Source organism: Mesorhizobium sp. USDA 3734 (genome assembly GCF_056279665.1).
This window is the reverse complement of the sequence record NZ_JBWCCW010000001.1, coordinates 220563-239828: the sequence shown is the minus strand read 5'-3', so window position 1 is coordinate 239828 and position 19266 is coordinate 220563. Positions and strand designations below refer to the sequence as shown.

The following is a 19266-nucleotide window of genomic DNA, read 5'->3' as shown; positions in this document are numbered from 1 at the left end:
GGACGACTGACTAATCGCCGGTGAACTCAGGCAGGCGAAAATAGGGGTTGCGCGGATCAAAGGGATATTCTGGCTCGCCCTTGCCAGCTGAAATAGCCCCAGGGATCAGCACGCCTTTCGGCCCGAACTGATAGTCGATGCCGGCACAGAGGTAAGCGAGATCCTGGTAGTTGAAACTGCGCAGCGCACTGCCACCCTCGAATGCGGCCGCTTCGAGTTGCTCGGGTGAAAGCGGGCCGATCATTCTGTCGCGATAGGCTTTGACCTTGGCCTTGTTGAGTCTCGACGACTGACATTCGGCGCCAATCACCCGAGCCAGCATGATGTTTCTGACCGCGGTCCCGGCAGGATCATCCAGAGGGGCCGAATATTTCTTGAGAAAGTAGTTCGTATTCGGATCGTTCGTCATCGCCTTTCGCCAGAATGGCGGGAACTTGTCGGCAGCCTGTGCGCCAATGGTGCCGGCGATCGACATCACGACGATCGGGACAAACCACCATTTTCTCATAAAAAGCTCCCGTTTTTATCAGTCTGCCGGACTTAATCTCGTCCAGCCGTATTCGTCTATGGCCGGATGAACACCTTGCCGTTGGGTCTGGCCAGTTCCGCCGGCACCCGCGCCATGGCTTCGGCAAGCGGCACCACCGCCGTCACGTCGGTCGACCAGCGCCCGTCGGAAAACCGCTTCTGCGCTTCCAGGATCGCCGCGCCGCGACGGTCGCGATGCTGACGCATCCATTCGCTCAGCCAAAAACCTTCGATATGCTTGTGCTGGAAGATCAGCTGGCCGGGCTCGCGGATGACGGTGGCTTCGGGATCGAGCCGCCCGTAGATGATCCAGCGCGAACGCTTCGGCATGGCGTCGAAGATGGCGGAGGCCAGCGGCCCGGTCACCGCGTCCAGGAAAATGCGCGGCTGCTCGGCCTTCATCACCTCGCGCAGCGCCGCCTTGAAATCCGGCGCCTTTTCATTGAGGACCTGCGCCGCGCCAAGTTCTTTCAGCAAAGCGATCTGATCGTCGCGGCGCACTGTGACGATTGGCCGGAAACCCTCTTCCCTGGCCAGGCCGATGATCAGCTTGCAGAGCTGGCTGGCGCCGGCGGTCATGACGAAGGCCTTTTCACCTTCCTGTTTGACGATGTCGAACATAGCGAGAGCGGTGAGCGGGTTGACGATCATCGCCGCGCCATCCTCGTCGCGGACCGTGTCGAGCAGCGGAATGCAGGCAGCCGCTTCGGCGACGGCATAGTCGGCCCATGAGCCCCAGTTGGTGACGCCGGTGGCAAAAGCAACGCGCTTGCCGATCAGGCTTTTGGGATAGGGCTCGTCACCGCTGGCGACGACAGTGCCGACACCCTCGAAGCCGGCCGGCTGGCCCTTGACGCGCGGCTGCCCGTACTGGCCCTTGACGAAGGCGACATCGGACGGATTGATCGAGGCGAGGCTGACCTTGATCAGCACTTGGCTGGGGCCCGGCGTCGGCACCACGATGCTGCCCGGCTCGAGATAGGGCTCCATCGCCTCCAGCACACTGCCGCTCGGCGTCCTGGTGTAGCGGTCACCGACCAGCAACAGCGCCTTCATTTCGGAGGGGATCGTCATCGGAACACTCCTTGCTTGGACCTGCCGGCGTCGCCGGATGACGATGCCGGTGCTCAGACCTTTTCCTGCGTGTATTTTCTCAGCTCGGTACGCGCCACCTGACGGCGATGCACGGCGTCAGGCCCGTCGGCAAGGCGCAATGTCCGCAGATGCGTCCACGAACGCGCCAGCGGCGTGTCCTGGCTGATGCCTTGCGCGCCGAACATCTGCACTGCCTCGTCAGTGACCTTGAGCGCAACGCGGGGTGCGATCACCTTGATCTGGCTGATCCAGGGAGCCGCGGCCCGCGCGTCGCCCTGGTCGATCATCCACGCCGCCTTGAGGCAGAGCAGGCGGGCCATCTCGATCTCCATGCGGCATTCGGCGATGATGTCGAAATTGGCGCCGAGCTTTGCCAGGGGCTGACCGAAGGCCTCGCGGCGCACGGAACGCTGGCACAGCATCTCCAGCGCCATCTCGGCCTGGCCGATGGCGCGCATGCAGTGATGGATGCGGCCGGGGCCGAGCCGCCCTTGCGCGATCTCGAAGCCCCTGCCCTCGCCGAGGATCAGGTTCGATGCCGGTACGCGCACATTGTCGAAGCGGAGATGCATGTGGCCATGCGGCGCATCGTCATCGCCATAGACCTGCATGGCCCTGACCTTGGTCACGCCTTTTGTGCCCGATGGCACCAGGATCATCGAATGACGGCGGTGCTGCGGCTCTCCATCGCCGCCGGTCCTGACCATGACGATGTAGATGGCGCAGCGCGGATCGCCGGCGCCCGAGGCCCACCATTTCTCGCCGTTGAGCACGTAGTCGCCGCCTTGCCGTTCGCAGCGCATGGCAATGTTGGTGGCGTCGGACGAGGCGACATCCGGCTCGGTCATCAGATAGGCCGAGCGGATCTTGCCGTCGAGCAGCGGTTCCAGCCACGCCTGCTTGTGGTCAGCGGAGCCATACCGTTCCAGCACCTCCATGTTGCCGGTGTCGGGCGCCGAGCAGTTGAAGGTCTCGGCGCCGAGATGCGCCTTGCCCATCTCCTCGGCCAGATAGGCGTATTCGACGGTGGAGAGGCCGTAGCCGCGTTCCGAGCCGGTCAGCCAGAAATTCCACAGGCCGCGCTCTCGTGCGGTCTTCTTGAGCCCTTCGAGGATCTCGCTCTGGCGCGCGCTATAGACCCAGCGGTCGCCTTCCTTGCCCACCTCGCCCAGAAACTCCCTGTCGAGCGGCATGATTTCGTCGCGCACCATGGCCGCGACGCGCGCGTGGATCGGCTTCAGCCGCTCGGTCATGCCGAGATTCATCTCCGTCATCGGTCGCTAACCCTTCATACATGCCAGGCATTTTGTCAGTGGCAAGGATGACCGTACTTCGGATAGCCTTGTCAACGCGAACTGTTTGCCCGCATGCCGAGCGCGGAGGATTGTGATGAGCTATCTGGACGAGCTGTTTTCGGTGGCCGGCAAGACCGCGCTGGTGACGGGTGCCGCGACCGGCATCGGCCGCATGGCGGCGACCGCGCTGGTGCAGGCCGGCGCCAACGTGATGATCGCGTCGCGCAAGGGCGAAGATTGCGTCAAGGTCGCCGAAGAGTTGAACGGGCTTGCTGCACCGGGCCGGGCCGAAGGCTTTGCCGGCGATGTCTCCAGCGAAGCCGGCATTGCCGCACTCGTCGCCGAGGTCAAGGCGCGGACAGACAGGCTGAACATCCTGGTCAACAATGCCGGCGTCTCCTGGGGCGCGCCGCTGGAGAGCTTTCCCTATTCGGCATGGGCCAAGGTGCTCGGCGTCAACGTCACCGCGGTCTTCCACCTGACCCGCGAATTGCTGCCGCTGCTCGACGCCGCCGCCAGTGACGCCGATCCGGCCAGGGTGATCAACCTCGGTTCGGTGATGGGCACGCAGCCGCTGGCCGACGATGCCTATTCCTACACCGCCTCGAAGGCCGCGGTTCATCATCTGACGCGCACACTGGCGCTCGAGTTCGCCGCCCGCCGCATCACCGTCAACGCTTTCGCCCCCGGCCCCTTCCAGAGCCGCATGACGGCGTTTGCCACCGGGACGCAAGAACAGGCCAGACATGTCGGCAACCACGTTCCGATCGGCCGTATCGGCGCACCGGATGACATTGCCGGCGCAACGCTCTATTTGTGCAGCCGTGCAGGCAGCTATGTCACCGGCGCCATCCTGCCGATCGACGGCGGACAGTCGGTGCAGCATGGGCTGACGCTGTTCAAGGAATGACATTTTCCGGCCGCAGAAGCCGGAGGTGAACTGGAGGACATGAGCGTGGAACCGATCAGTCTCGATGTGCTTCTGGCCAATGTTGGCAAGGAGGTTGGCGTGTCGCCGTGGCGGGTGGTCACGCAACGCATGATCGACCAGTTCGCCGACGCCACCGACGACCACCAGTTCATCCACTGCGACCCGGAGCGGGCCATGCGCGAGACGCCGTTCGGCGGCACCATCGCGCACGGCTTCCTGTCGCTGTCGCTGTTGTCCGCTATGACCTTCGAGACCATGCCGCCGCTGGAAAACAGCAAGATGGGCGTCAACCACGGCTTCGATTCGCTGCGCTTCCTGGCGCCGGTGAAGACCGGCGCGCGCATCCGCACCCGTTTCGTGCTGGCCGACGTCAAGGTCAGGCCATCGGGCTGGGTGCAGACGGCGCATGATGTGACGATCGAGATCGAGGGCTCGAAGAAACCAGCGCTGACCGCGCGCTGGCTGACGCTGACCCTGATCGAACGCCAGCCCGAGACGGCATGAGCGATCCGAACGTTCTCGACCAGGCAGCGCTTGCGCCTTACCTTGAGGCGAACATACCGGGCTTTTCCGGGCTTGCTGCAATCGAAAAATTCAAATCCGGCCAATCGAACCCGACCTATCTCATGACGGCGGCAAGCGGCCGTTACGTGCTGCGCGCCAAGCCGCCGGGGCAGTTGTTGAAATCGGCGCATCAGGTCGACCGCGAATTCAGGGTGATGAGCGCGCTTGCCGGCACCACCGTGCCTGTGCCGCAGATGCTGCATCTTTCCGACGAAGCCTCGCCGATCGGCCGCATGTTCTATGTGATGGATTTCCTCGACGGCCGCATCTTCTGGGATCCGGCGCTGCCGGAGGCAGGCGACAACGAAGAACGCGCCGCCATCTACGATGCCATGAACGACACCCTCGCCGCGCTGCACGATGTCGATGTCGAGGCCGTGGGGCTCGGCGATTTCGGCCGGCCGGGCAATTATTTCGAGCGCCAGCTGGCGCGCTGGACCAGCCAGTACCGCGCCTCGGAAACCGGCACCGTCGCCGACATGGACCGGCTGATTGCCTGGCTGGAAACGCATATGCCCGCAGATGACGGCCGCGTCTCGCTGGTGCATGGCGACTACCGGCTGGACAATCTGATCTTCGCGCCGGACCGGCCAAAGGTTCTAGCGGTGCTCGACTGGGAACTGTCGACGCTTGGCCACCCCTTCGCCGATATCGCCTATCAGTGCATGCAATGGCGGCTGCCGCACGCGTCGGGTTTTCGCGGCCTGGGCGGTGTCGACCGGTCCGCGATCGGCCTGCCTTCCGAAGAGGACTATGTCGCCAGCTACTGCCGGCGGCGCGGACTCACCGGTATCGGCAACTGGACGTTCTTCCTCGCCTTTTCCTTCTTCCGGCTGGCTGCAATCTGCCAGGGCGTCTTCAAGCGGGCGCTGGACGGCAACGCCTCCAATCCGGAAAAAGCCAGGACCTATGGCGAGGCGGTGAAGCTGCTTTCGCATCTTGCCGCAAAACTGATCGACAAGCAGCCATGATGGGAGGCGTGATGGGCCGCTTTGACGGAGCAACGGTGCTGATCACGGGTGCTGCCGGCGGGCTTGGCCGAGGTGCGACGAAAGGCTTTGCCGCTGAAGGCGCAAAACTGGTGCTATCGGACATCGACGAAAAGGCGCTGGCGGATCTTGCAGGCACACTGCCGGTCGAAACGGCGATCCTCGCCGGCAACATATCAGACGAAAGCCTGTCGGAGGCGCTGGTCAGGCTGGCGGTCGAGACATTCGGCCGGCTGGATATCGCCGTCAACAATGCCGGCATCGTCCAGAGCTTCGTGCGTCTGCCGCAGGTCGAATCGGACGAGGCCCGCCGCGTCCTGGAGGTCGATCTGCTCGGCGTGTTCTATGCCATGAAGCACCAGATTCCGCAGATGGAGCGTCAATTCAGGGCGGACGGCAAGGGCGGCGCCATCGTCAACATCGCCTCGGTCGCCGGGCTGGTCGGCGCGCCAAAACTTTCGGTCTATGCGGCCGCCAAGCATGGCGTCGTCGGGCTGACAAAATCGGCGGCGGCCGAATACGCGACCAAGGGTGTGCGGATCAACGCGATCTGCCCCGCCCACACAAGGACGGCGATGGTGGACGGCTTCTTGCGCGTCTCCGGGGCGCCGGAAGAAGAGGCCTTGGCCGAGCTGACGCGCGGCGTGCCGATGAAGCGGGTGGCCGAAGTCGACGAAATCACCACCGCCATCCTGTTCGCCGCCGACCCCGCCAATTCCTTCATGACCGGCCATGCTCTGGCCGTCGACGGCGGCGTCGGCGCGATCTGACACCTGCCGTTTGGGAACTTCCCGCGCCCTTGTCCGTTGCCGTACAGCGTATATAATTTAGCTTGGCACCAACCAACCAAAGGCACGAGATCTTGCCGCCGAGCGTCCAGACACGCCGCGAGAAACAAAAGGCAGAACAGCGCTCCGAGCTGGTCGCGGCCGCCCATAAGCTCGTCCAGGAAGAAGGCTATGAGGGCCTGACCATCCGCAAATTGGCCAAGCGGGTCGGCTATGCCCCGATGTCGGTCTATTCCTACTTCGCCGACAAACAGGACATCCTGTTTGCGCTGGCGGAAGATGCATTCGAAACGCTTGCCCGACGCATCGAGGAGCATTCGTCCGACGATCCGATCGAGGCCTTGCAGGCGGTGATGACGGAATATGCCGCCTTCGGGCTTGGCAATCCCAACGAATACCGCACTGTCTTCATGACCGAAAAGACCAAGCTGCCGGAAGGCAGAAGCTACGAGGACATGGAAGAGGGCAACCCGGCTATGAAAGCGCTGATCAGCCGGGTCGAGGCCTGCGTCGCCGCCGGCAAGTTGCAAGGCGACCCGCGCGCCATCGCCACCATGCTTTGGGCGGTCGGCCACGGCACGATCTCGCTGCTCATCACCTTTCCGTTCTACCCCTTCGGCGATCCGCAGGCTTTCGTGAAGCGGATGTGCGATTTCACGCTTGCCACGCTCAGCACGCAAAACGTGCCACCGCTGACCGAGACACCGGTCAACTGCTGAACGCCAGTTCCTTTCGGTTCCATGTTTTCTCTCTACCCCAGCCGAAGCGGGCGAATTTCTTGGTTAACAAAAAATTTACCGTACGCGTACGGTTTTGACTTGAACTTCGCGATCGGCGGACGTATCTGTACGGCTTATCGTACATGTACGAGAAAAATTCACCCGTCGAAAACGGAGACTGACAATGAAAAAGACCCTTCTCACCCTCGCCGCCGTGCTGGCACTTTCGGGCTCGGCCTTCGCCGCCAACACCACCCACCCCGTCAAGCATGCGCCCGCCGCAACCTGCGTTGACACCAAGACCAACGTGAAGCTCGATTGCGCTTCGACCGGGTCGGTAGAGAAGAAGGGCGCCACGGAAAACACCGCTGAAGGCAAGAGCCCGCGGCTCGGCATCAGCATCGACCCATGGATCGTGCCGAGCTCGTTCTGAGGCTTGATTGCATATCCGCCCAGGTTTCCCCAGGCATGGTCTCGCCCCGACTTCGAGCGGCATACTGGGTTGGTGCGCAACCGACCTTGCCGCTGAAGGCGGTGCTGAAAGCACTTGGCGATTGATAGCCGACATCGGCGGCGATCTGGCTGAGCGGCTTCTGACTGTGCAGCAGTGCGTCTTTGGCCAGCGCCATGCGCCACGCCAGCAGATATTCGACCGGTGCCGCCCCAACGACATCGACGAAGCGTCGGGCAAATCGCGAGCGCGACATTCCGGCGGTTTTCGCCAGCTCGGCAATCGTCCACGCCCTGCCGACATTCGAATGGATGTGGGTCAGCGCCTTGGCCAATTGCGGATCGGCAAGGCCGCCAAGCAGTCCCTGCGGCCGTGATGCGCGTCGCGCGCCATCGCGGCGCAGCGTTTCGATCAGCATCACCTCGATCAACCGCGACAGCACCATGTCCCTGGCCGGCCTGGCAGCATGCGTTTCGTCGACGATGATACGCATGAGGCTTGCGAGCCGTTCACCGACATCTTCCTCCGCACGGATATGAGTGAAGCGCGGCAGCAGGCCGAACAGCAGGTCGGCATTGGCCGGATCGCAGATGATCAGGCCGCCAAGTATGCGCGTCGTCAGGCCCTCTGCCCTAGTGCCGACCCTGACTTCGTTGTCGACCGTGTTGCGTTCCTTGAACTCGGCGTCGGAGAGAACGAGCTTCGCGCCGAGATGGCTGACGAAACACGCGGAACACGGCTGCGCAGCCAGCAGGTAATCCCCCGCGCACAGCCGCACGGCGTCGGCATTCTCGGCCTGGAACCAGCATTCACCTTCGGTCACCAGATAGAAGGTGGGATCGGTCTGGTAGGGCGAGCGGATGCCCCACTCACCGGTTGCGGCGAGATTGCCGAGCAGCAGCGTCTTTGGGCGCAACAGGGCGATAATATCGGTCAAAGGGTCCAAATGAGACGATCCGTAATGCAATTGGCACTCTTCGTTATAGATCAGCCAGAGCGCCTTACATAGATCAGCCGCATAACCTCAAGGAGTTATGTGAATGACCAAGACCGTCCTCATCACCGGCTGCTCGTCCGGGCTCGGCAAGACCACGGCGAAGCACTTTGCCACCCAAGGCTGGAACGTTATCACGACAATGCGAAGGCCGGACCAGAGCCTCGCCGCCGGCCATGCCGATCAAATGCTTGTGGTGCCGCTCGATGTCACCGATCCCGCAAGCATCGAGGCCGCGATTGCCGCCGGCATCGAGCGCTTCGGACATATCGACGCCGTCGTCAACAATGCCGGCATCAGTGTCGTCTCGATCTTCGAGGCCACCGCGAAGGAGACGATCCGCGGCATCTTCGAAACCAACGTCTTCGGAATGATGAATGTCATGCAGGCGGTGATCCCGCATATGCGCGACCAGGGCGGCGGCACCATCGTCAACATCACCTCGGGCGTCGGGTTGGCGGCCGTACCGCTGCTGGCGCTGTACACCGCAACCAAGCATGCCGTGGAAGGCCTGTCGGAATCGCTGTCCTACGAGCTTGAATCGCAGAACATCCTGGTCAAGCTCGTCGAACCCGGAGCCATGCGTACCACCAGTTTCACCTCCAACACCATGACGGCGTCAGAGGCAGTTTCGGTCCCGGCAACGTACAAGCCTTACTTCGACCACATGATGCAATCGATGATGAACTACCCGTTCCCGGATGCGGACGAACAGCAGGTGGTTGCGACGATCTTTGCGGCGGCAACCGATCCGTCGCACCGACTGCGCTATCTCGCCGGTCCGGATACCGAGGAAATGGCAAGGCTGCGCTGGTCAACCTCCGAAGACGAGTACCTTTCCACCATGAGCGGGCTGATGGGTCAGACCGCCTGGCGCGATGGCAATGCCAGCTGACCGCTTCGCGGCAGACCGCCCGAGTTAAGGCCGGCGCGACAAGATATCAGCCGACCGAGATCGGCAGTTTAGCCGCTGAACTCTCGAAGGCCGCGTCGATCAGCTTCTGCATGTCGGCAGCGCGCCGGAACGACGGATCGCCGTTCCGGCCCGCGTCCAGCGCATCGGCAAAGCGCCGGGCATTGCGCTTGACATCGGGCAGCGCCAGCGTTTGCCAGCGCTGAAGATCGACATCCCCACCCAGGCAGGCGGACAGGTTCGATACCTTGCCGTCGGTCTCGACCTTGATGGCGCCCTTGGTGCCGTGCAGGGCCAGCGACAGGTCGTTGGCGTGGCCGGTCATGTAGCGGCTCGCCACGATCGCGGCGAGCGCGCCGGAATTGAGCCGCGCCGTCATCGCCACGCTGTCATTGGCATCCAGCACATAGTCGCCGATGCGCTCGCCGTCGGCCTTCGGAAACGTCACCAGATCGGCATGCAAGCTGACGATATCCTGATCGGCTCCATAGGTGGCAAAGTCCAGGATATGAATGCCGACATCGCCGAGCACGCCGGTCGAGCCATGCCGGCTCGACAAGCGCCACAGCCATTTGTCCTCGACCCGCCAGTCGCCCCATGATTTGCTGACCAGCCAGCTCTGCCGGTAGCTCGCCTCGACATGGCGCAGCTCGCCGATCTCGCCGGCCTGCACCATGCGCCGTGCCTCCTGGATCGCCGGTGAGTTGCGGTAGGTCAGGTTGACCATGTTGACCACCCCGGCTGCCTCGGCCGCTTCAGTCATCGCAAGCGCATCGGCATGGTTCGGCGCCAGCGGCTTTTCGCAAAACACATGCTTTCCCGCAGCCAACAGGGCCAGCGTCGTCGCCATATGCGCACCATCCGGCGTCGCGTTGATGGCGGCATCGAACTGACCCCAGGCGATCGCCGCTTCCAGGCTTTCGAAGGAATCGTCGATCTTGCTGACGGCGGCGAACGCCGCCGCACGGCCGGGCACCTGATCGACGCAAGCGACGATGCTGCAGCCCGGGATTTCTGCAAACTCCTCGACATGATGCCCGGCGATGCCGCCGGTGCCGAGCAGAAGAATTCGATGCGTCAACTCAAGCCCCCAATCAACTTAGCCCCCAATCGGCTCAAGCTCCGATCAACTCACGCCCCGATCAGCCCAAGTCCCCGATCAGCCCAAGCCCGATCAACTCAGGCCCTTGTCGCCGTCGGCATGCAGGCGCAGCCCCTTCTGGACGATCTTCTCCTTGGCCGCTTCCGTCGGCACGTTCGGCGCATTGGTGATGCCGGACCATGCCGGCGCCGGGTTATGCGCCCAGTGCACGGCGTTGCGCAGCACCTGCTGCACGCCCTCATTGTGATAGATCGGATAGGTCTCGTGGCCGGGCGAGAAATAGAAGATCCTGCCGGCGCCACGTTGGTAGGTCAGCCCTGACCGGAACACCTCACCGCCTTCGTACCAGGAGACGAACACCGTCTCGAGCGGCTCCGGCACGGCGAAGGGCTCGCCGTACATTTCGGTCTCCCCGATCTCCAGGCACTCGCCGATGCCTTGCGCGATCGGGTGGCCCGCGGTTGATCGCCCAGACGCGCTCGCGTTCGCCAGCCTCCCGCCATTTCAGCGAACAGGGCGTGCCCATCAGCCGCTTGAATATCTTCGAGTAGTGGCCGGAATGGAGCACGATCAGGCCCATGCCTTCCCACACCCGCTTCTGCACCCGCTCGACGATCTCGTCCTTGACCTCGCCATGCGCCGCGTGGCCCCACCACAACAGCACGTCGGTGGCCGCCAGGCGCTTCTCGCTCAAGCCATGTTCAGGCTCCTGCAAGGTGGCGGTGGTCGCCTCGATAGCCTTGTCCTGGTTGAGCGCCGCGGCAATGGTGCCATGCATGCCCAAGGGATAGAGGTCGCGCACGGCGGCATTGGTCTGCTCGTGGACATTCTCGCCCCAAACGATCGCTTTTGTCGGCATTTTCATCTCCCAAAGCGCTTTAAATAGCATGTCCAATGGGATTGAGAAGGTCCGATGCAGCCTGGCCCGATGGAAAACTACGTCTTGCGCTTCTTGCGCCCGGGCACGGTCTTGGCCTTGCCCGGTTTCGCGGGCGCGCCGGGAATGGACGTGCTGGTGATCGATATCGGATCGCTGGCCGGGAACGTGTCTTCGAGACCTTCCTCGAGTTCCTCTTCGGCGCTCGGCGCTTCGTGCCGCTCATGTTCGAGCGAGCGGACAGCCGATGTCTTCTTGACCGGCGACTTCGGCGCGGAATTCGACGGCATCGGCATTCTCCCTCGGCGTGCGGATGCAGAACGAGCGTGCCCTGCAAAACGTTCCGAGTTCAGACCGCTGCGTCGCGCGATCCCTCGGACAGGAAAGTAAAAACATAGTCCGAGAAGGAACGCCAGCATTCAACCCGGAAGGTGTCGGCGGCTGTGCGCAGCAGCACGATCTCCGTCTTGCCCAGGATGGTGCGCGACGCTGCTCCCACCGGGAAGACGTCGAGCGACAGATCCTGCGGACAACCCGCATTGATCGTCGCTGCTGCCCCGGCGCCCGTCACGGCGATCGCAATGTTGCGATGCGAGATGCCGACCGCCGAGTGCAGCGCGGAAACCTTGGCGCAATCGGCGAGCGGATCGTTACCGGCCTCGTCGATAACAAGCCATTCGTCGGGGCCGAGCCACAAGGCGGTTCGCCCACCCTTCGAGGCAGACGTCTTCGGCTTGTTCGGCAAGGTCACGCCGAGCGCTTTCGAAAGCGCTGCAACTGAAGCCTCCGGCGCACGCAATGACATGCGCTCAGCCGGCGGCAGCACCTCGACCTTGACGCTGGTCGCCGAAGTGCTGCGTCCAGCCATCGCCGGACGGCGTTCTACCGAAGGCGATGCAGCCGGAGCCGTCTTTCTTGCAGCGGCCTTAGCCATTGAGGCGCCCTCCCGTCTCGTCGAAGAACACCATGCCGGTAACCTCCACTTCGATCACCCCGTTCGGCATCGGCACATAGAGCGTGTCGCCCATGCGGTCGCGGCCGCCGGCGACCAGCGCCAGCGCGATCGAGCGGCCGCAATTTTCCGACCAGTAGCTCGAGGTGACATGGCCTATCATCTTCATCGGGATCGCCTGCTTGGGATCCTCGACGATCTGCGCGCCTTCTTCCAGCACCACCTTGGGATCCTTGGTCTTGAGACCGACCAGCTGCTTGCGGCCCTTGGCCACCAGATCCGGCCGCGCCATGCCCCTGATGCCGACGAAATCGACCTTCTTCTTGCCGACCGCCCAGTCGAGACCGGCATCGTTCGGCGTCACCGTGCCATCGGTGTCCTGGCCGACGATGATGTAGCCCTTTTCGGCGCGCAGCACGTGCATGGCCTCGGTGCCGTAGGCGGCCGCACCATGCTTCTGCCCTTCAGCCCACAGCGCTTCCCAGACAGCCTGGCCATAGTCGGCAGGCACGTTGACCTCGAAGCCACGCTCGCCGGTGAACGACATGCGGAACAGCCTGGTCGGCACGCCGCAGATCTTGCCTTCACGCACCGACATGTGCGGCAGCGCCTCGTCCGACATGTCGATGCCTTCGACCAGCGGCGCGATGATGTCGCGCGACTTCGGGCCCTGCACGGCGATGACAGCCCATTGCTCGGTGATCGAGGTCAGCCAAACATTGAGATGCGGGAACTCGGTCTGGAGATAATCCTCCATGTGGTTCATGACGCGCGGCGCGCCGCCGGTCGTCGTGGTCACATGGAAACGGTCCGGCGCCAGCCTGCCGACGACGCCGTCATCATAGATGAAACCGTCCTCGCGCAGCATGATGCCATAGCGGCATCGGCCCGGCTCCAGCTTCTCCCACGGGTTGGTGTAGAGCAGCTCCATGAACTTGGCCGCATCCGGACCGACCACTTCGATCTTGCCCAGCGTCGAGGCATCGAACAGGCCCGCCGTCTTGCGCACCGCGACGCATTCGCGGTCGACCGCAGCGTGCATGTCTTCCCCCGCCTTGGGGAAATACCAGGCGCGCTTCCACTGGCCGACATCCTCGAACACCGCCCCTTGCGCCTCGGCCCAGGGATGGATCGCCGTCTTGCGTGTCGGGTCGAACAGCGGCCCGCGTGCATGGCTGACGATCGCGCCGAAGGTCACCGGCGTATAGGGCGCCCGGAACGTGGTCAGGCCGACTTCCGGGATCGGCTTGCCCAGAGTCTCGGCGGCAATCGCCAGGCCGTGCATGTTGGAGGTCTTGCCCTGATCGGTCGCCATGCCGTTGGTGGTGAAGCGCTTGACGTGCTCGATCGAGCGCATGCCCTCGTGCACCGCCTGGCGGATGTCCTTGGCGGTGACGTCGTTCTGGAAGTCGACGAAGGCTTTCACCGTCGTGTCCGGCCCGGCGCCGGGCGCCGCACCCAGCATGCCGCGCGACCAGCTCTCCGAGGCATCGACCTTCGGCTTGTTGCCCTTGGCGGTTTTCGCACCCGCGTCCTTGGCCGCCTTGGCGCCCGCGGCATAGGCCTCGTCCACCGTCGCCGACAGCCCGTCAGTGCCGTTGCAGGCGCCGACCGAGACGCAATCCTGCGCATAGGTGCCCGGCACGAAGCGCTTGGTCTCGTCGTTGAAGGCGACCTTGCCGCGCGACTGCGAGAACAGATGCACCGACGGCGTCCAGCCGGCCGACATCAGGATCGCGTCGACCGGGATGGTGCGCTCGCCACCACCATTCTTCGGCTGCACCGTCATCGAGGAAACGCGCAACTTGCCGCCGGCGCGGATCACCGCGCGGCCGAAATTGACTTCGATGCCGAGCGCCCTCGCCTCGTCGATCACCGGTCCGGTCGGATTGTCGCGCAAATCGACGATCGCCGCCACGTTGAGGCCGGCCTTCTTCAGGTCGATTGCGGCCGCGTAAGCCGAGTCATTAGCGGTGTAGACGCCGACATTTTTGCCGACCGCGACGCCATAGTGGTTGAGATAGGTGCGCGCCGCACCCGCCAGCATGATACCCGGCCGGTCATTGTCGGCGAACACCATGTGCCGTTCGATCGCACCGGATGCCAGCACCACGCGCTTGGCCCTGACCTGCCACAGCCGCTCGCGCGCCAGATCGTGGCCGGGTGTTTTCAGATGATCGCTGACACGCTCGACCAGTCCGACGAAATTCTGCGCGTAGTAGCCGAACGCCGTCGTGCGCGAGAGCACGCGGACATTGTCCATGGCGGCGAGCTTCGCCACCGCAGCTTTAGCCCAGGCAAAACCGTCCTGGCCGTCGATCTTAGCGCCGGTCTCGAAACGCAGGCTGCCGCCGAACTCGGCCTGCTCGTCGGCGAGGATGACGCGCACCCCGGTTTCCGCTGCTGCAAGCGCTGCCGCGATGCCGGCCGCACCGCCGCCCAGCACCAGCACGTCGCAATGCGCGTAGCGCGACGAATAATGGTCGGGATCCGGCAGGTCCGGGGAAACGCCGAGGCCGGCCGCGGCCCGTATCTTGGGTTCGTACAGGCTCTTCCAGGCCGCTTTCGGCCACATGAAGGTCTTGTAGTAGAAGCCGGCCGAAAACAGCGGCGACGCGATGTCGTTGACCGCACCGACGTCGAAGGAAAGCGACGGCCAGCGGTTCTGCGACTGCGCGTCCAGCCCGTCATAGAGTTCCTGCACGGTGGCACGCACGTTCGGCGTCTTGCGTGCCGCGTCGCGCTTGATCTCGACCAGCGCGTTAGGCTCTTCCGCACCTGCCGACAGGATACCGCGCGGACGGTGATATTTGAACGAGCGGCCGACGAGATGGACGCCATTGGCAAGCAGCGCCGAGGCTAGCGTGTCGCCCTCGATGCCGGCATAGGACTGGCCGTCGAAGCTGAAGCACGCGGTCTTGGCTTGGCTGAAGCGGCCGGCGCCGGGAATGCGGAACGCGCCGCTCATTTGGCAACTCCCGGGAGCTTCGACGGTTTCGGCTCGCCGGCCTTGTAGGTCATGACGAACTTGTCGGTGACGGTGTCGCGCACGGCATTGAAGAAGCGCGCGCAGCCGTGCATGTGCCGCCAGCGCTCATAGATGATGCCCTTGGGATTCGAGCGGATGAAGAAGAATTTTTCGAAATCGTCGTCGGTCTCGCCAGCAATGTTGGCCGAGCGTGCGATATGCGCCTCGCCGGCGTTGCGGAACTCGAGTTCCGGGCGCTCTTCCTCGCAATAGGGGCAGCGGATGAGAAGCATTTTGGTTCGTTCCTACAATTCGCCGTGGCCGACGCGGGCGCCCGCCGGTTGATCGCAAAGCTTCTGTCCCAGCGTCGCGAACGGCGCGACAAGCCGGATGCGCTCCTCCACGCTTGCGGCTGGGCGAAAAAGGTCGCGATACGCCATGTTGCCGAGGGTAAGCTGCATCGGATCGGTGGTGACGATCACCTGACGTGGCTGGAATGTCTCGTCCACGCCTAAATCGGAAGGCCTGTTCTCGAAGAAGACAACCACCCGCTGGCCGCCGCTCCAGACGCAGGCCAGCATGCCCTCGTCGACCGAAAACGGCCAGTTGGCTTCGTTTCCGGCACGGCTGATCGGCTGCGTACGGACTTCGTCCGCCGACGGAAAATGGAACATGCCCCGTTCCCCCGCCAGCACTTGTTCCCCCGCCAGCATCAGCGGCATCGCCACAGCCATCTGCGCCATCATCAGTGCGCCACCGCCGCCGCTGCCGCCTCGTCGATGAGCCGGCCGGTGCGGAAGCGCTCGATGGTGAAAGGTGCGTTGATCGGGTGCGGGTCGTCCTTGGCAATCGTATGGGCAAAGACATGGCCAGAACCCGGCGTTGCCTTGAATCCGCCCGTACCCCAACCGCAATTGACATAGAGGCCGGGCACTGGCGTCTTGGCCAGGATCGGCGAACGGTCGGGCGTGACGTCGACGATGCCGCCCCACGAACGCAGCATCTTCATGCGCGTGAAGATCGGGAACATCTCGCAGATGGCGTCGAGCGTGTGCTGCAATATGTGCAGGCCGCCGGTCTGCGAATAGGAGACATACTGGTCGGTGCCGGCGCCGATCACCAGCTCGCCCTTGTCAGACTGCGAGATATAGGCGTGCACCGTGTTCGACATCACCACGCAGGGCACCACCGGCTTGACCGGCTCCGACACCAGCGCCTGCAGCGGATAGCTTTCCAGCGGCATGCGCACGCCGGCCATGTTCATGATCACCGAGGAATGGCCGGCGGCAACGACGCCGACCTTCTTGGCGCCGATGAAGCCGCGCGTCGTGTCGACGCCCATGACCGCGCCATTGGCCGCCCGCTTGACGCCGGTGACCTCGCAATTCTGGATGATGTGGACGCCGCGCGCTGAGGCGCCGCGCGCATAGCCCCAGGCAACCGCATCGTGGCGCGCCGTACCGCCGCGACGCTGCAGGGCAGCGCCGACGACCGGATAGCGCGCGTCCCTGGAGGTGTTGAGCGGCGGGCAGAATTCCTTTGCCTGCTCCGGCGTCAGCCATTCATTGTCGATGCCGTTCAGCCGGTTGGCGTGCACGTGGCGCTTCAGCACCTGGACGTCGTGCACATTGTGGGCCAGCATCATGACGCCGCGCGCCGAATACATGACGTTGTAGTTGAGCTCCTGGCTGAGCCCGTCCCACAGCTTCAGCGCATGGTCATAGATGCCGGCGCTCTCGTCATAGAGATAGTTGGAGCGGATGATGGTGGTGTTGCGGCCGGTGTTGCCGCCGCCCAGCCAGCCCTTTTCCAGCACCGCGACATTGGTGACGCCGTGCACCGTGGCAAGGTAATAGGCGGTGGCCAGGCCATGGCCGCCGGCGCCGACGATGATGACGTCGTATTCCTTCTTCGGCTCAGGCGAGGACCATTGTTCCTCCCAGCCCTTATGGCCGCGCATGGCCTCGCGGGCGATGGCGAATACCGAATATTTCTTCAACGACCTGGCCTCGCAAATAGCGGCCGGGCATTCATTCGGTCCCGGCGCGCGAGGTGTATCACTAGCGAAACAGCGCTTCCACCCTTGCGCTGTTTGCGACGGCGCTTGCCGTTTTGCGCCGCGACGAAAAAGACGCATGCGGCGCTGCGGCGCTTTCCAGCATCTTGGCGGGTATCGGGTGGCTCGCATTGCCTCGATCTGCGACCAAGCATCCCAACTGCCGGTGAAGCCGGCGCAAATAACAGGGATGCAGAAAATGTTCGCACTCGCCGACAAGGTCGCCATCGTCACCGGCGCCAGTTCCGGCATCGGCCGCGCCACCGCGAAACTCTTTGCCGAGGAAGGCGCCAAGGTCATCGTCGCCGCCCGCCGCCAGGCCGAGCTTGATGCGCTCGTGGCCGAGATCGCGGATACCGACGGCACCGCGGTCGCCCTTGCCGGCGATGTCAGGGACGAAGCCTACGCAAAGGCCCTTGTCGATCTGGCGGTCGAAAAGTTCGGTGGGCTCGACATCGCCTTCAACAATGCCGGCGCCGTCGGCCAGATGGGACCGATAGCCGAACTGTCGCTGGAAGGCTGGCGCGAGACGCTCGACACCAACCTCACCAGCGCGTTTCTCGGCGCCAAATACCAGGTGCCGGCGATGATCGAGCGCGGCGGCGGTTCGCTGATCTTCACCTCCACCTTCGTCGGCCACACCGTCGGCATGCCCGGCATGACAAGCTATGCCGCGAGCAAGGCAGGCCTGATCGGGCTGACGCAGGTGCTGGCCGCCGAATACGGCCCGAAAGGCGTTCGGGTCAACGCGCTGCTGCCCGGTGGCACCGACACGCCGGCGGCAACCTTCAAGACTCCGGAATCACGGGCCTTCGTCGAAGGTTTGCATGCGCTGAAGCGTGTCGCGGTGCCCGAAGAGATCGCCCGCTCGGCGCTCTACCTCGCCTCCGACGCCTCGAGCTTCACCACAGGAACGGCGCTGCTGGCCGATGGCGGCGTGTCGATCAACCGGACGTGATGAGTTTTTCGCAGCGAACACGTATGTTCATAGCCGCCAGGCAGACGGCCGGTCTTGCTTTTTCGCCGCGATTTGGCGATGCCGTTTGCTGTCGAAACGGGTCTTCTTGCCAAACGGATCCTGCAAACATGATGCTGATCAGAACCTATGTGGCTGCGAGCGCAATAGAGGGGGTCGGCGTGTTCGCCGCCGAGCCGATCAGGAAAGGCGCTTCGATCTGGCGGCTCGATCCCGATTTCGACCGGCTGATCCCGATGGACAAATACCAGGCAGCACCCTCGCATCTCAGGGAACTGCTAGACCGCTATGCCTATCCGAGCCCGGACCGGCCGGGTTTCATGGTCTATGAAGTCGACAATGGGCGCTTCATGAACCATGCCGGCAATCCAAACACGGATTTTTCACAGTATGGCGGAGCCACCGCGACCCGCGACATCGCCGCGGGCGAGGAGATCACCTGCGACTACGGCGAGTTCTTCGAGGATTTCGAGCGGCTTCACCTCGCCACGGCGTAGTCGGCTCCTTATCTCATGGGCAAGTGGCACACTTGTCCCGGGCAAACCAACTGCGCTTTGGCCCTCCAAGTGCATTTCGGCTGTGGACAGCGCGGCATGATTCTGCTATCAGCCGCCCCAATTCGTGGTGTAAACCGCCGCGGAGGCTAGTGGCTATGGCCGCTTGCCTGTTGATATCAAACCCGAAAGACAGGATTGCCCGTGCAGGTACTCGTCCGCGACAATAACGTTGATCAGGCGCTTCGCGCTCTCAAGAAGAAGATGCAGCGCGAAGGCATTTTCCGCGAAATGAAGATGCGCGGTCACTACGAGAAGCCGTCCGAGAAGCGCGCCCGTGAGAAGGCTGAAGCCGTCCGCCGCGCCCGCAAGCTGGCCCGCAAGCGCGCCCAGCGCGAAGGCCTGCTGCCGATGACGCCGCGCCCTGTTGCTGCTGGCGCCGCCGGTGGTCCAGGTGGCGCTCCGCGTCCGCCGCGGTTCTAACGCCAATTTTTCGTCCTTTTCGAAGGATATCAGAGGTGGCGCGATGCGGAATCGCCGCCACCTTTTTGTTTTGATTGTGACCCGGCCCGGA

21 protein-coding genes and 1 pseudogene are annotated in these 19266 nt (G+C 63.6%); 10 read left to right on the top strand and 12 right to left on the bottom strand.

All coding sequences use genetic code 11. From position 1 onward, the window contains the following. Positions 1-10: 10 nt before the first annotated feature. From ACZ89F_RS01225 to ACZ89F_RS01215, 3 genes are all read right to left on the bottom strand, one after another. On the bottom strand, positions 11-475 hold the full coding sequence (locus tag ACZ89F_RS01225; RefSeq protein WP_476090049.1) for a hypothetical protein: 465 nt from the start codon (positions 473-475) through the stop codon (positions 11-13). A gap of 89 nt (positions 476-564) precedes the next feature. Then, a complete protein-coding gene (locus tag ACZ89F_RS01220) occupies positions 565-1602 on the bottom strand; it encodes a zinc-binding dehydrogenase (RefSeq protein WP_476090048.1) in 1038 nt (345 codons plus the stop codon). Positions 1603-1655: 53 nt separating this feature from the next. Continuing rightward, on the bottom strand, positions 1656-2897 hold the full coding sequence (locus tag ACZ89F_RS01215) for an acyl-CoA dehydrogenase family protein (protein WP_476090047.1): 1242 nt from the start codon (positions 2895-2897) through the stop codon (positions 1656-1658). A gap of 115 nt (positions 2898-3012) precedes the next feature. Between ACZ89F_RS01215 and ACZ89F_RS01210 the strand changes: the two genes are divergently transcribed. The 6 genes from ACZ89F_RS01210 (at position 3013) to ACZ89F_RS01185 (ending at position 7342) form a co-directional block, all read left to right on the top strand. Then, positions 3013-3828 (top strand): SDR family oxidoreductase, encoded by an 816-nt coding sequence (locus tag ACZ89F_RS01210; protein WP_476090046.1) that lies wholly within the window; start codon positions 3013-3015, stop codon positions 3826-3828. 39 nt (positions 3829-3867) lie between these two features. Further along, on the top strand, positions 3868-4353 hold the full coding sequence (locus tag ACZ89F_RS01205) for a MaoC family dehydratase (protein ID WP_263495443.1): 486 nt from the start codon (positions 3868-3870) through the stop codon (positions 4351-4353). Further along, positions 4350-5384: a phosphotransferase gene (locus tag ACZ89F_RS01200; RefSeq protein WP_476090045.1), complete on the top strand. Its 1035-nt coding sequence runs from the start codon at positions 4350-4352 to the stop codon at positions 5382-5384. The genes ACZ89F_RS01205 and ACZ89F_RS01200 overlap by 4 nt, the downstream gene beginning before the upstream one ends. A gap of 11 nt (positions 5385-5395) precedes the next feature. Next, positions 5396-6172, top strand: a complete 777-nt coding sequence (locus ACZ89F_RS01195; protein ID WP_476090044.1) for an SDR family NAD(P)-dependent oxidoreductase — start codon at positions 5396-5398, stop codon at positions 6170-6172. A 92-nt stretch (positions 6173-6264) separates the two neighbouring features. After that, positions 6265-6909 (top strand): TetR/AcrR family transcriptional regulator, encoded by a 645-nt coding sequence (locus tag ACZ89F_RS01190; RefSeq protein WP_136616661.1) that lies wholly within the window; start codon positions 6265-6267, stop codon positions 6907-6909. 184 nt (positions 6910-7093) lie between these two features. After that, a complete protein-coding gene (locus ACZ89F_RS01185; protein WP_476090043.1) occupies positions 7094-7342 on the top strand; it encodes a DUF680 domain-containing protein in 249 nt (82 codons plus the stop codon). Here ACZ89F_RS01185 and ACZ89F_RS01180 read toward each other — a convergent pair. Then, positions 7305-8306 carry an AraC family transcriptional regulator gene (locus ACZ89F_RS01180; protein ID WP_476090042.1) on the bottom strand — a complete coding sequence of 334 codons (1002 nt, stop codon included), beginning with the start codon at positions 8304-8306 and terminating at the stop codon, positions 7305-7307. The two genes, ACZ89F_RS01185 and ACZ89F_RS01180, sit on opposite strands and share 38 nt — an antisense overlap. Before the next feature lie 94 nt (positions 8307-8400). Here ACZ89F_RS01180 and ACZ89F_RS01175 point away from each other — a divergent pair, with 94 nt between their 5' ends. After that, positions 8401-9249, top strand: coding sequence for an SDR family oxidoreductase (locus tag ACZ89F_RS01175; RefSeq protein WP_476090041.1), 849 nt, complete (start codon positions 8401-8403; stop codon positions 9247-9249). Between the two features lie 46 nt (positions 9250-9295). On the opposite strand, the gene ACZ89F_RS01170 is transcribed toward ACZ89F_RS01175, so the two are convergent. The 8 genes and pseudogenes from ACZ89F_RS01170 to ACZ89F_RS01135 form a co-directional block, all read right to left on the bottom strand. Next, positions 9296-10348 carry a Gfo/Idh/MocA family protein gene (locus ACZ89F_RS01170; RefSeq protein ID WP_476090040.1) on the bottom strand — a complete coding sequence of 351 codons (1053 nt, stop codon included), beginning with the start codon at positions 10346-10348 and terminating at the stop codon, positions 9296-9298. Between the two features lie 93 nt (positions 10349-10441). Next, positions 10442-11228, bottom strand: a pseudogene (locus ACZ89F_RS01165) (ThuA domain-containing protein). Positions 11229-11305: 77 nt separating this feature from the next. Continuing rightward, positions 11306-11536: a hypothetical protein gene (locus tag ACZ89F_RS01160; protein WP_109661205.1), complete on the bottom strand. Its 231-nt coding sequence runs from the start codon at positions 11534-11536 to the stop codon at positions 11306-11308. Between the two features lie 59 nt (positions 11537-11595). Beyond that, positions 11596-12180 carry a sarcosine oxidase subunit gamma gene (locus tag ACZ89F_RS01155; protein ID WP_476090039.1) on the bottom strand — a complete coding sequence of 195 codons (585 nt, stop codon included), beginning with the start codon at positions 12178-12180 and terminating at the stop codon, positions 11596-11598. Continuing rightward, positions 12173-15166: a sarcosine oxidase subunit alpha gene (locus ACZ89F_RS01150; RefSeq protein WP_476090038.1), complete on the bottom strand. Its 2994-nt coding sequence runs from the start codon at positions 15164-15166 to the stop codon at positions 12173-12175. The genes ACZ89F_RS01155 and ACZ89F_RS01150 overlap by 8 nt, the downstream gene beginning before the upstream one ends. Then, positions 15163-15459 (bottom strand): sarcosine oxidase subunit delta, encoded by a 297-nt coding sequence (locus ACZ89F_RS01145; RefSeq protein WP_109659161.1) that lies wholly within the window; start codon positions 15457-15459, stop codon positions 15163-15165. Before ACZ89F_RS01145 ends, ACZ89F_RS01150 begins: the two co-directional genes overlap by 4 nt. 12 nt (positions 15460-15471) lie before the next feature. Then, positions 15472-15912: a hypothetical protein gene (locus ACZ89F_RS01140; RefSeq protein ID WP_126070401.1), complete on the bottom strand. Its 441-nt coding sequence runs from the start codon at positions 15910-15912 to the stop codon at positions 15472-15474. Beyond that, on the bottom strand, positions 15912-17165 hold the full coding sequence (locus ACZ89F_RS01135; RefSeq protein WP_476090037.1) for a sarcosine oxidase subunit beta: 1254 nt from the start codon (positions 17163-17165) through the stop codon (positions 15912-15914). Before ACZ89F_RS01135 ends, ACZ89F_RS01140 begins: the two co-directional genes overlap by 1 nt. 256 nt (positions 17166-17421) lie before the next feature. Between ACZ89F_RS01135 and ACZ89F_RS01130 the strand changes: the two genes are divergently transcribed. The 3 genes from ACZ89F_RS01130 (at position 17422) to rpsU (ending at position 19175) form a co-directional block, all read left to right on the top strand. Beyond that, a complete protein-coding gene (locus ACZ89F_RS01130) occupies positions 17422-18180 on the top strand; it encodes an SDR family oxidoreductase (RefSeq protein ID WP_476090036.1) in 759 nt (252 codons plus the stop codon). Positions 18181-18308: 128 nt separating this feature from the next. After that, entirely contained in the window at positions 18309-18695 is a 387-nt protein-coding gene (locus ACZ89F_RS01125) for an SET domain-containing protein (RefSeq protein ID WP_476090035.1), read from the top strand. Positions 18696-18896: 201 nt separating this feature from the next. Further along, on the top strand, positions 18897-19175 hold the full coding sequence (gene rpsU / locus ACZ89F_RS01120; protein ID WP_023671138.1) for a 30S ribosomal protein S21: 279 nt from the start codon (positions 18897-18899) through the stop codon (positions 19173-19175). Positions 19176-19266 lie beyond the last annotated feature (91 nt).